The organism is uncultured Stenotrophomonas sp. (genome assembly GCF_945952405.1).
Classification (GTDB): Bacteria; Pseudomonadota; Gammaproteobacteria; order Xanthomonadales; family Xanthomonadaceae; genus Stenotrophomonas.
In genome coordinates this window covers 201,924-215,166 of record NZ_CAMFIA010000003.1, presented here as the reverse complement: position 1 = coordinate 215,166, position 13,243 = coordinate 201,924, and the positions used below count along the sequence as shown (strand labels likewise).

5 protein-coding genes are annotated in these 13,243 nt (G+C 69.1%); all 5 read left to right on the top strand.

Going from position 1 to position 13,243, the window contains the following annotated elements; translation table 11 throughout:
* The first annotated feature begins 409 nt into the window (after window positions 1-409).
* The 5 genes from Q0P60_RS04825 (at window position 410) to gspG (ending at window position 13,238) form a co-directional block, all read left to right on the top strand.
* Window positions 410-7,591, top strand: coding sequence for an ESPR-type extended signal peptide-containing protein (locus Q0P60_RS04825; RefSeq protein WP_294989015.1), 7,182 nt, complete (start codon window positions 410-412; stop codon window positions 7,589-7,591).
* Between the two features lie 157 nt (window positions 7,592-7,748).
* Entirely contained in the window at window positions 7,749-9,641 is a 1,893-nt protein-coding gene (locus Q0P60_RS04820; RefSeq protein ID WP_294989012.1) for a S8 family serine peptidase, read from the top strand.
* 137 nt (window positions 9,642-9,778) lie between these two features.
* Entirely contained in the window at window positions 9,779-11,500 is a 1,722-nt protein-coding gene (gspE, locus tag Q0P60_RS04815; RefSeq protein WP_294989009.1) for a type II secretion system ATPase GspE, read from the top strand.
* Between the two features lie 24 nt (window positions 11,501-11,524).
* A complete protein-coding gene (locus Q0P60_RS04810) occupies window positions 11,525-12,745 on the top strand; it encodes a type II secretion system F family protein (protein ID WP_294989006.1) in 1,221 nt (406 codons plus the stop codon).
* A 49-nt stretch (window positions 12,746-12,794) separates the two neighbouring features.
* Window positions 12,795-13,238, top strand: a complete 444-nt coding sequence (gene gspG / locus Q0P60_RS04805) for a type II secretion system major pseudopilin GspG (RefSeq protein WP_294989003.1) — start codon at window positions 12,795-12,797, stop codon at window positions 13,236-13,238.
* Window positions 13,239-13,243 lie beyond the last annotated feature (5 nt).

The following is a 13,243-nucleotide window of genomic DNA, read 5'->3' as shown; positions in this document are numbered from 1 at the left end:
TCGCGTATGGAAAAACCCGCCGTTGACCGGCGGGTTTTTTCTTTGCACGGGTGAAACTCCTGTCCTGCCCGCTAGTTACATGGATTTTCAGGCGACAACGGATCGTCACGCGTGCCTAACAAAATCGCTTTATAAACAGGTGAAATAGTGAACTGCTTCACGGCAATAGGATTTGTCGTGTCAAAGTCTTGACGATTTGGAAAGTTGCCGTTAACACTTGAACCCCGTTTCAGAATCATTCATTTCGCAGTAACCGGTTGGCGCACGCGCTCGGTTTTCTGTCGCTGCGCGCCGTTCGGCAATACCCCGCAGTAAATCACGCGAATAAACGCCCCCAGGGGACGTTGGGCCGGAAAGCCCAGCGGTGGCGTTGCTTTGCCCAAAACCAGTCCAATCAGGAGCCGTACCGATGAATCGGATTTATCGCAAGGTCTGGAACAAAGCATTGGGTCAGTTGGTGGTGGCCTCGGAACTGGCCTCCTCCGACAGCAGCAGTGGCGCGGTGGTCGACCAGCGCCGCGATGCGACGCAGGCCACGCCCGCACTGCTGGCGGTGGCACTGGGCCTGGTAGTGGGATTGGGCATGAGCGGCACCGCCGCCGCACAGTCGGTGCAGATCGGCGGCAGCGCCAACTGCCTGGTGCTCAGCGGCAAGCTGCTCGAGAAATGCCTGGTCGAAGGCACGGCCACGGCCAAGGGCAGCAACGCGGTGGCGATCGGCAGCAACAGCAGCGCCAGCGCCGCCAACAGCGTGGCACTCGGTGCCGGTTCCAAGGCCACCCGGGCCAACACCGTGTCGGTCGGTGATACCGGCAAGGAACGGCAGATCACCCACGTCGCCGCCGGCACCCAGGCCACCGACGCGGTGAACAAGGCGCAGCTCGACGCGCAGGCGCGCGCCACCCAGGCCGCGCTGGCCGACGTCGCGGCCGATGGCCAGCGCTACTTCAAGGCCGATGGCAGCGGCAACGACAGCGACGCAGCGAAGACCGACGGACAGGGCGCATTGGCAGCCGGCGCCGGTGCGCAATCGCTGGCCAACGCCACCACGGCCATCGGGACCCAGGCCATCGCCGCCGGCATCGGCGCCAGCGCCTTCGGCCAGGGCGCCCTGGCGATCGGCGACGCCAGCGTGGTGGTCGGGCAGAGTGCCGCCGCCTTCGGCCTCGGTGACACCGCCGTCGGTGCCAGTGCCTATGCCGCCAGCGAAAACGGGGCGGCGACGGCACTTGGCGCGCTGTCCGAAGCCAGCGCTGATGGTGCCACCGCGGTCGGCGGTGGTGCCGTGGCGGCGGGACCGGGCAGCACGGCGCTGGGGCGCGGCGCCACCGCTGCCAATGAAGCCTCGATCGCGGTCGGTGCATTCAGTACGGCGGTCGGCGAGTACAGCACCGCACTGGGATCGAACGCGGCAGCGGTCGCGACCGGCAGCGTGGCACTCGGTGCCGGCTCGCTGGCCGACCGTGTCGATACCGTGTCCGTGGGTGCCGCCGAATACGGCCTCACCCGGCAGATCACCAGCGTGGCTGCCGGTAGCGAAGACACCGATGCGGTCAACGTGGGCCAGTTGAAGGGGGTAGCCGCAGTGGCCGATGCCACCGCCAAGCGCTTCCAGGCCACCGGCAGCAGCAACAGCGATGCCGGTGCACTGGCCGAGGGCGATGACGCGCTGGCCGCCGGCGAGGCCGCCAATGCGATCGGCAAGGGCGCAACGGCGGTCGGCGCCGGCGCTACCGCCGTCGCGCAGAACGCCACCGCAGTCGGCAACAACGCGCTGGCCTCGGGCCAGAACAGTGCGGCATTCGGCAACAACGCGCAGGCCAACGGCCCTGGCAGCGTCGCCGTGGGCGGTGCTGCGGTGGACGCCAACGGCAATCCGTTGATCACCAGTGGCGGCGTGCCGGTGGAAACCGGCGCGACCAGTGCCGGTGTCGGCGGCACCGCGGTCGGCGCCAGTGCCGATGCCAGCGGCTTTGCGGCATCGTCCTACGGCGTGGGCGCCTATGCGTCCGGCGCGCAGGCGTCTGCCTTCGGTGCAGTCTCCAATGCCATCGGTGACTACTCCACCGCACTGGGCACGCAGAGCAATGCCACCGGCACCAGCAGCGTCGCCATTGGTGGCCCGGCCGACCTGATTCCGGGGCTGGGCTTCTTCGTGCAGACCCAGGCCAGCGGCGAAGCCGCGACTGCGGTCGGCGCCGGTGCCATCGCCAGTGGCGACCGCAGCGTAGCCAACGGCAGCCTGAGCGAAGCGTCCGGCACCGAAGCCAGCGCGGTCGGCTACTTCGCCTACGCACCGGGTGAGAACGCCAGTGCATTGGGTGCGCAAAGCTGGGCCAGCGGCGCGCAGAGCACCGCCGTGGGCTACTACGCCACGGCGCGGGGTGCCAACAGTGTTGCGCTCGGTGCCAACTCCGAGGCGGTGCGCGCCAACAGCGTGGCGGTCGGCAGCGCTGGCAACGAGCGGCAGATCACCAGCGTTGCTGCCGGCAGTGAAGCCACCGACGCGGTGAACAAGGCCCAGCTGGATGCGGTGGCCGGCACCGCCGACGCCACCGCGCGCTTCTTCCAGGCGCAGCCGGAAGCTGGCAGCGATGCCGGCGCGCTGGCCGAAGGCGAGGGCGCCATCGCGATCGGCTCGTCGAGCAATGCGATCGGTGCCGGCGCCGTTGCGCATGGCGCGGCGGCATCGGCGATCGGCGATGACAGCGTCGCCGTCGGCCGCAACAGCACGGCCACCGGCAACGGAGGCGTTGCCATCGGTGGCCTGGGCCAGGCCTACGATGAGTTCAACCAGCCGATCATCGGCGCCGATGGCAAGGTACAGCAGGTCGGCACCACCGCCACCGCCGATGCCACCGCGGTCGGCAGCGGCGCGCAGGCCAGCGGTGCCGCCAGCAGTGCCTTCGGCACTGCCGCCAGGGCCAGTGGCGACAACAGCTTCGCTGCGGGTGGCAAGTCGCGCGCAACCGGCAGCTATGCGGTCGCGGTGGGCGACAGTGCATTTGCCAGCAGCGATGACAGCACCGCCGTCGGTGGCTACAGCTGGGCCACGGCCAGTGGTGCCAGCGCGTTCGGTTCCGGCGCATGGGCCACCGCCACCAATGCATCGGCCTTCGGCAACGCCGCCTGGGCCAGTGGCAGCGGTGCCACCTCCATCGGCTACAACAGCTGGGCCAATGGTGCCAGCGCCACTGCAGTGGGCCGTGGTGCCTTCGGTTATGGCGACAACAGCGTGGCACTCGGCTTCCAGGCGCTGGGCAACAGCCTCAACAGCATCGCCATCGGCACCAATACGGTGGCAGGCGGAGAGAGCGCGATCGCGCTTGGTGCGGGCAGCAATGCCAGTGCCAGCAACGCCGTCGCGCTGGGCGCCGGTTCGGTTGCCAACCGTGCACGCACGGTGTCGGTCGGCAGCGCGGGCAACGAGCGGCAGATCACCAGCGTCGCTGCCGGCACCCAGGCCACCGACGCGGTGAACAAGGCGCAGCTGGATGCGGTGGCGACCACCGCAGCGACCACCAGCCGCTTCTTCCAGGCCAGCGGCAATGGCGAGGATGTGGCCGGTGCACTGGTGGAGGGTGACAACGCCCTCGCCGCCGGTGATGCCGCCAACGCCATCGGCAATGGCGCCACCGCGCTTGGCAGTGGTGCCAATGCGCTGGCCGGCAACGCCCAGGCGCTGGGCTTCAATGCACTGGCCACCGCCGCCAATGCCAGCGCGGTGGGTGCGAATGCACAGGCCCTCGGTGAATACGCCACCGCGCATGGTACCGAGAGCGAGGCCAGCGGCGAACAGAGTGCAGCCTTCGGCGCGGCCAGCATCGCCAGCGGCGCCGGCAGCACTGCCAGTGGCGCGCTGTCTGAAGCGTCTGGCGAAGAAGCCGTGGCAGTGGGCTATTTCAGCAACGCCAGCGGCAGTGCCGCCACCGCCGTCGGCAGCGAGAGCGTGGCCAGCGGTACGGCGTCGGCCGCGTTCGGTATCGGTGCCGAGGCTACCGGTGGCTACAGCACGGCGATCGGTGGCTATGCACAGGCCTCGGCCTTCAATGCCACCGCGTTCGGCAATTTCGCCAAGGCTTCCGGATCCAACAGCGTGGCACTGGGGGGTGACTCGGAAGCCTCGGGGGCTTACAGCACCGCTACCGGCCAGGGCAGCCTGGCCACCGGCACCAACAGCGTCGCCATCGGCGGTTCGCTGTTCGGCACGCTGGCCACCGAAGCCTCGGGCAACTACTCCACTGCGGTCGGTGGTGGCGCCTGGTCGGGCGGCATCAACAGCACTGCGCTGGGCAACGCGGCCGAATCGCGCGCCGCCAACAGCGTGGCGCTGGGTGCGGACTCGATCGCCGACCGTGACAACACGGTTTCGGTGGGCGGCGGTGGCAATACCCGCCAGATCACCAACGTTGCCGACGGCACCCAGGGCACCGATGCGGTCAACCGCAACCAGCTCGATGCCGTGGCCGCGGTGGCAGCGAAGACCAGCAGGCAGTTCCAGGCCAGTGGCAACGCCGATGGTGAAACCGGTGCCCTGGTCGAGGGCGACAACGCATTGGCGGCGGGCGATGCTGCCAACGCGATCGGCAACGGTGCCACCGCACTCGGCAGTGGCGCCAATGCACTGGCCGCCAGCGCCACGGCGGTGGGTATCGATGCGCTGGCCACCGGCAACAATGCGGCTGCACTCGGCAGCACGGCACAGGCCACCGGCGACGACAGCGTGGCCCTCGGCAGCGGCGCCAGCGCCAGCGAGCTGGGTACAAGCGCGCTCGGTGCGCGTGCCCAGGCCAGCGGCGCGTACAGCACGGCCACCGGCACCGAGGCCAACGCCAGCGGTACCCAGGCCCTGGCCAGTGGCTTCCGCAGTGCGGCCTCCGCGGATGGCACCACCGCCGTTGGCGGCTATGCCGAAGCCAGCGGCCGCCTCGGCACCGCACTCGGCTACGGCTCGGCGGCGAGCGGTGCCAACACCACGGCGGTGGGCTTCGGCGCGGCCGCTGCCGGCAGCGGCGCGGTTGCGGTCGGCCAGTCGAGCGAGGCCAGCGGCGCCGAGAGCGTGGCGATCGGTGGTAGCACCTACTTCGGCCTGATTCCGTCGCGTGCCAGTGGCACCGGTGCGGCGGCGTTCGGTGCCGGTGCATGGGCCACCGAGGACTACGCCACTGCGATCGGTTGGAATGCCTGGTCGGCCGGCACCAACGCAACCGCCCTGGGTGCGAACGCAACGGCGAACGGCAGCAACAGCGTCGCGCTCGGTGCCGGTTCCAAGGCCGACCGCGACAACACGGTAGCGGTCGGCAAGGCCGGTGGCGAACGCCAGGTCACCCACGTCGCAGCCGGCACCGAAGCCACCGATGCGGTGAACAAGGGCCAGCTGGATGCGGTGGCCAGCGTCGCCGACAAGACCGGTCGCCAGTTCCAGGCCAGCGGCAATGCCGATGGCGAGGCGGGTGCACTGGTTGACGGTGACAACGCGCTGGCCGCCGGCAATGCGGCCAATGCCATCGGTGCCGGCGCCACCGCGCTTGGCAGCGGTGCCAATGCGATGGCGGCCAATGCCACGGCGGTCGGCTTCGATGCACTGGCCACCGGCAGCAATGCCGCCGCGCTGGGCAATGCCGCGCAGGCCAGCGGTGTCGACAGCATCGCCCTGGGCAGCGGAGCCAGCGCCAGTGCCACCAGCGCCAGCGCGACCGGCGCCGGGGCCCAGGCCAAGGGCGCCTACAGCACCGCCAGTGGCGCACAGGCCACCGCCAGCGGCGCCCAGTCGCAGGCCAGTGGCTTCCGCGCCAGTGCGTCTGCCGATGGCGCCTCGGCGCTGGGCAGCTACACAGACGCCAGCGGTCGCCTTGGCACTGCCGCCGGCTACGGCAGCAAGGCCACCGGTGCCAATGCAACGGCGGTGGGTGCCAGTGCCACCGCCAGCGCTGCCGGCAGCGTGGCACTCGGCGCGGGTTCGGTGGCGGATCGTGCCAACACCGTGTCGGTGGGCAGCAGCACCAGTGATCGCCAGATCACCCGTGTCGCCGCCGGTACCGAGCGTACCGATGCGGTCAACCGCGGCCAGCTGGACGCGGTTGCCGCGACCGCCGATGGCACCGCGCGCTACCTCAAGGCCAGTGGCAACGGCACCGCCAGTGCCAGTGGCAGTGATGCCGCCGCGTTCGGCTCGGCCGCCAGCGCCAGCGGCGCGCGCAGCAACGCGTTGGGCGCCAACGCGGTGGCGATCGGCAACGGTGCGGTGGCGATCGGCAACAGTGCCGGTGCCTCCGGAGCCAACTCGGTCGCGCTCGGCGCAGGATCGCGCGCCCTCGATGCCAACGTGGTGTCGGTCGGTGGTGGCAATGGCAGCGACGGCCCGGCCACGCGCCGGATCGTCAATGTGGCCGACGGCCGTATCGGCGCCGGCAGCAGCGATGCCGTCACCGGTTCGCAGCTCAATGTCACCAACCAGCGCGTGGGGGCGGTGGAAACCCGCGTCGGCGATTTCGATTCGCGCATCGCCACGGTGGAAACCACGGCCGCCAGCGCGGTCGGCTACGACGATGCCAGCCGCGATCGCCTGACCCTGTCCGGCTTCCAGGGCACCACGATCGACAACGTCGGTGCCGGCAGCATCGCCGCCGGCAGCCGCCAGGCGATCAATGGTGGCCAGCTGTTCCAGTCGCTCAGCGACGCCGCCAGCTTCCTCGGTGGTGGTGCCAGCGTCGGCATGCAGGGCGTGTTCGTGGCGCCGAACTACGTGATCCAGGGCGCCACCTACAGCAACGTCGGCGATGCGCTGGGTGCACTGGACCGCAAGGTCAGCGAGATCGACCGCCGCACCGCCAGTGGCAGCCGCAGCGGCACCGCCAGCCTGCGCGCGATGAGTGCAGCGCTGGATGAAAGCCCGTTGGCCAGTGTTGCCGAGGCACCGGCAGTGGCCGATGCGGCGCCGGCCAGCAGCGCACGCGTGCAGGGCACGCCAACGGCTGCCGCGGCGGGGGCCGGCATTCCGGTGGGCACACCGGGAAGCGGTGCCAACTCGGTCACGGTGGGTGATGGCGCAATCGCCAGCGGTGCATCGTCCACTGCCATCGGCCAGGGCGCGACCGCAACCGCCAGCAATGCCATTGCCCTGGGCCAGGGCTCGGTTGCCGACCGGGCCAATACGATCTCGGTCGGCAGTGAGGGCAATGAGCGCCAGGTCGCCAACGTCGCCGCCGGCACCAACGCTACCGATGCGGTCAACAAGGGCCAGCTCGACCGCGGCATGGCCACCGCCAACAGCTATACCGACAGCCGCGTCCAGGCCGTCGCCGACAGCTTCGATGTGTTCAAGGGCGAGATCGACGGACGCCTGCGCCACATGGATCGCCGCATCGACCGCCAGGGTGCGATGAGCGCCGCGATGCTCAACATGGCCACCAGTGCCGCCGGCATCCGCACCCAGAACCGGGTCGGCGTCGGCATTGGTTTCCAGGGCGGCGAATCGGCGTTGTCGCTGGGTTACCAGCGTGCGATCAGCGATCGCGCCACGGTGACCTTCGGCGGTGCCTTCAGCAGCGACGACAGCTCGGTCGGCGTCGGTGCCGGCTTCGGCTGGTAAGCCACTCCATCGCGCCGGCGGCCACCCACGCCGGCGCAGCACCTGCAACGAGGGCCTGGGGGGAGGTCACGGCAATCCCGGCTGGGCCGGCCGGGAGTCGTCAAGGAATGATGGCCGCAGTGTTGGTTCGATCCATGACCCAGAAGAGGAATTCGACGTGATCAAGAAGCAGAACCTTCGCATCAACGTGTTGGCAGCCGCCGTGCTGTCGCTGACCGGTGTTGGCCTGGCACAGGCCGCCGACCTGAAGGTAAGTGCGCCGTTGTCCGGCCCGAAGACGCAACAGGTCGATGGCATCATCGTGAAGTACCGCGCAGGCAGCGCTGCTGCCGCCGACGCAACGGCCAAGCTGGCCGTGGTCAACTCCGCGCTCTCGCGCGCCTCCGTGGGAGGCGCCAATGCCGCTGCCCGCAGCGCTGCGCTGCGTCCGCAGGTGGCGCGCAAGCTCGGCATCGGTGCCGACCTGATCCGCCTGCAGGGCGGGATCGCGCGTGCGGACCTGGACAAGGTGCTGGTCGAGTTGAAGGCCGACCCGACCGTGGAATACGCGGTGGCCGACGCCATCATGTACCCGATCGATGCCGGTTCCAGCTCGCGGCTGGAGGCTGCGCCGAAGGCCGACGCGTCGCCGAACTTCGTACCCAACGATCCGTACTACCAGAGCCATAACTGGCACTTCCACAACCCGGTGGGTGGCGTCAACGCGCCGGCGGCGTGGGATGTCTCGCAGGGCGAAGGCATCGTGGTCGCGGTGATCGACACCGGCATCCTGCCCGAACACCCCGATTTCGCCGCGGGCACGCTGCTGGAAGGCTACGACTTCATCAGCCAGGCCAGCCGCTCGCGTCGTCCTGCCGATGGCCGCGTGCCGGGTGCACTCGACTACGGCGACTGGATGCCCACTGCCAATGCCTGTTATGACGGCTCGCCGGTGCGTGACAGCAGCTGGCACGGCACCCACGTGACCGGCACCATCGCCGAGGCCACCAACAATGGCCTGCACACCGCCGGCCTGGCCTACAAGGCCAAGGTGCTGCCGGTACGCGTGCTGGGCTATTGCGGCGGCACCCTGTCGGACATCACCGATGCGATCACCTGGGCCTCGGGTGGCACCGTGGCCGGCATTCCGGCCAACCAGAACCCGGCCGAGATCATCAACATGAGCCTGGGCGGTTCCGGCAGCTGTGATCCGGCCTACCAGGCCGCCATCACCGGCGCCACCAACCGTGGCACCCTGGTCGTGGTGGCCGCGGGCAACGACTCGATGAATGTCGCCAATGCCCGTCCGGCGAACTGCGATGGCGTGGTCTCGGTCGGCGCGACCGGCATTACCGGTGCGATGGCCTACTACTCCAACTTCGGTACCCGCATCGATCTGTCCGGCCCGGGCGGCGGCGTGACCGACGGCAACCCGAACGGCTATGTCTGGCAGGCGGTGTCGAGCAGCAAGACCTCGCCGCCGGCGGCCGGTTCCACCGAGGGCTACACCCTGGGGGGCAAGGCCGGCACCTCGATGGCGGCGCCGCATGTGGCCGCAGTCGCGGCGCTGGTGCAGAGCGCGCTGATTGCCGCCAACCGCGATCCGCTGGCGCCGGCCGGCATGCGCACGCTGCTGAAGGAAACGGCGCGTCCGTTCCCGGTCAGCATCCCGTCCGCGACCCCGATCGGCACCGGCATCGTCGACGCCAAGGCCGCGCTGGACAAGGCGCTGGAAGCACCGTGCACCGAGAACTGCGGGCCGGTGGCCAAGCCGTTGACCAACAAGGTGGCCATCGGTGGCCTCAGCGGTGCCGCCGGCAGCAGCGTGCTGTACAGCTTCGAAGCCGCGGCGGGCAAGCAGCTCAGCGTCATCACCTATGGCGGCACCGGCAACGTCTCGGTCTACCTGGCCAAGGGCCGCGAGCCGAGCGCCACCGACAACGATGCGCGCTCGACCCGCCCGGGCACCTCGGAAACGGTGCGCGTGACCGCTGCCACGGCCGGCACCTACTACATCAAGGTGGTCGGTGAAGCGGCTTACAGCGGCGTGAGCATTCTCGCCACGCAGTAAGCGCTCAGTGTCGTAGTTGAATGGACGAAGCCCGTCAGCTGCATGTGACGGGCTTCGTCTTTTTACCAAAGCGGTCAGCGGGGCGGCGGAACTCACGGCTTAACTGCTAAAGTCGGGCCGATCGACAGGAGAGCTACGTGAACGCGCTTGCTGCACCCGCTGCCGACGACGTCGAAGGACGCATCCTGGATGCGTTGCTTGCGCGTGGCCGGCTCAAGGAAGGAGATCTTGCACGGGCGCGGCCACTGCACGCGGAGGCCGGCGGCAGCCTGCTCGGCCTGCTGGTCAGGCTGGGGCTGGTCTCCGAACGTGACCAGGCGCAGGCCAGTGCCGACGTGCTGGGACTGCCGCTGCTGGAAGGCAAGCAGTTGCCGGAGGCCCCGCCGCAGGGCCTGGCCGAGGGCCTGCCGCTATCGCTGCGCTTCCTCAAGCAGTTCCACGTATGCCCGCTGGCGCTGGATGAACAGGGCGTACGGCTGTGGCTGGCCGATGCCCATGATCCCTACCCGCAGCAGGCCGTGCAGCTGGCGCTGGGCGTGCCGGTGACGCCGGTGCTGGGCATGCGCGCGGAAATCGATGACCTGGTCGAACGCTGGTTCGGCCAGGGCCGCAGCGCGATGGGCGCAATCGTCGAGACCGCCGACGGCGAAGGCGGCGCGGTCGATGACATCGAGCACCTGCGCGACCTCGCCTCGGAAGCGCCGGTGATCCGCCTGGTCAACCTGGTGATCCAGCGTGCCGTGGAACTGCGCGCCTCGGACATCCATGTCGAACCGTTCGAGAGCCGGCTGAAGGTGCGCTATCGCGTCGATGGCGTGCTGGTGGAAGGCGAGAGCCCGCCGGCCAACCTCACTGCCGCGGTGATCAGCCGCATCAAGATCATGGCCCGGCTCAACATCGCCGAACGCCGCCTGCCGCAGGACGGCCGCATCATGCTGCGCGTGCAGGGCAAGGAGCTGGACCTGCGCGTGAGCACCGTGCCCACCGCGCACGGCGAGAGCGTGGTGATGCGCCTGCTCGACCGCGAAACGGTGGTGTTCGATTTCCACCGGCTGGGTTTCACCGACGCGTTCCTGCCGCAGTTCCGCAAGGTGCTGGAGCAGCCGCACGGCATCCTGCTGGTGACCGGCCCGACCGGCTCGGGCAAGACCACCACGCTGTATACCGCGCTGAGCCAGCTCAACACCGCCGACGTCAAGATCATCACGGTCGAAGACCCGGTCGAGTACCAGATCGAGGGCATCAACCAGATCCAGGCCAAGCCGCAGATCGGGCTGGACTTCGCCAACGCCCTGCGCAGCATCGTGCGCCAGGACCCGGACATCATCATGATCGGTGAAATGCGCGACCTGGAAACCGCGCGCATCGCGATCCAGTCGGCGCTGACCGGCCACCTGGTGCTGTCCACCCTGCATACCAACAATGCGGCCGGCGGCATCACCCGCCTGCTCGACATGGGCGTGGAGGACTACCTGCTCACCTCGACCATCAACGGCATTCTCGCCCAGCGCCTGGTGCGGCGGCTGGAGCCGACCCACGCCGAGCGCTACCCGGCCTCGCCGGAAGAGATCGAGCGCTTCGAGCTGCGCCGCCTGCAACCGCAGGGGACGATCCACCTGTATCGCCCGAAGCCCTCGGCGCTGGCGCCGACCGGTTACCTGGGGCGCACCACCATCATGGAATTCCTGGTGATGAACGATGCGCTGCGCCGTGCGGTGATGCGCCGCGATGGCATGGGCGAGATCGAACGCATCGCGCGCGAAGCCGGCATGCGCACCATGTACGAGGATGGCCTGGCCAAGGCGCTGAGCGGGCAGACCACCCTCGAGGAAGTGCTGCGCGTGACCGAGGAAAACTGATGCGCGCGGGACGCCGGGGCTGACATGCCGAACTACCGCTACAAGGCCCTCAATCCACATGGCGAGGTCTTCGACGGGCAGATGGAAGCGGCCAGTGAGGCCGAACTGATCGCGCGCCTGCAGGACCAGGGCCACCTGCCGATGGAGACGCAGCTGGCCGATGGCGGTTCGATCGGTGGCAGCAGCTGGCGCAACCTGCTGCGCCAGCGCCCGCTGCAGGGCGCCGCGCTGCTGCAGTTCACCCAGCAGCTGGCGACTCTGCTCGGGGCCGGCCAACCGCTGGACCGCGCACTGTCGATCCTGCTGGGCCTGCCGGAAGACGAGCGCTCGCGCCGCGCGATCACCGACATCCGCGATGTGGTGCGGGGCGGCGCGCCGCTGTCGACCGCGCTGGAACGCCAGCATGGCCTGTTTTCCCGGCTGTACGTGAACATGGTGCGTGCCGGCGAGGCCGGTGGCAGCCTGCACGAGACCCTGCAGCGCCTGGCCGACTACCTGGAGCGCAGCCGCGCACTGCAGGGCAAGGTGATCAACGCACTGGTCTACCCGGCGATCCTGCTGGTGGTGGTGGGCGGCGCGCTGCTGTTCCTGCTCGGTTACGTGGTGCCGCAGTTCGCACAGATGTACGAGAGCCTGGACGTGGCATTGCCGTGGTTCACCAACGTAGTGCTGCAGCTGGGCCTGTTCGTGCGTGACTGGTGGCTCCTGCTGCTGGTGGTGCCGGCGCTGCTGGCGCTGTTCTTCGAGCGCAAGGCGCGGCAACCTGCGTTCCGGCTTGCGCTGGATGGATGGCTGCTGCAGCGGCGTGGCATCGGGCGCCTGCTGGGCGAACTGGAAACCGCGCGGCTTGCGCGCACGCTGGGCACATTGCTGCGCAATGGCGTGCCGCTGCTCGGTGCGCTGGGGATCGCCCGCAACGTGCTGGGCAACCGCGCGCTGGCCGCCGATGTGGAAGCGGCGGCCGATGAGGTGAAGAACGGTGCCGGCCTGTCGCTGGCGCTGTCACGCGGCAAGCGCTTCCCGCGCCTGGCCCTGCAGATGATCCAGGTCGGCGAGGAATCCGGTGCGCTCGATACCATGCTGCTGAAGGCCGCCGACACGTTTGAACAGGACAGCGCCCGGCGCATCGACCGCCTGCTGGCCGCGATGGTGCCGGCGATCACCCTGGTGCTGGCCTCGGTGGTGGGCGCGGTGATCATTGCCGTGCTGGTGCCGTTGTATGACCTGACCAATGCCATCGGTTGATGATGGTTCCCTACGCAACCTCGACACTCCGCAACTGAAAGGACCGACCATGATTGCTTCCCGTCGACCGATCCGCCTTTCCTTCACCGCTGCACGCAACCAGTCCGGCATGAGCCTGCTGGAGATCATCATCGTCATCGTGCTGATCGGTGCGGTGCTGACCCTGGTCGCCAGCCGCGTGCTGGGCGGCGCCGACCGCGGCAAGGCCAATATCGCCAAGGCCCAGGTGCAGACCGTCGCTTCCAAGATCGACAACTACCAGATCGACACCGGCAAGCTGCCGGGCTCGCTCAACGATCTGGTGGCCGCCCCGGCCGGTGTCGGTGGCTGGCTGGGCCCGTACGCGAAGCCGGCCGACCTGAACGACCCGTGGGGCCATGCGCTGGAGTACCGCGCACCGGGCGAAGGGCAGCCGTACGAACTGATCAGCCTGGGCAAGGATGGCAAGGCCGGCGGCAGCAGTGTCGACGCTGACATCCGTTACCAGCCGTAATCCCG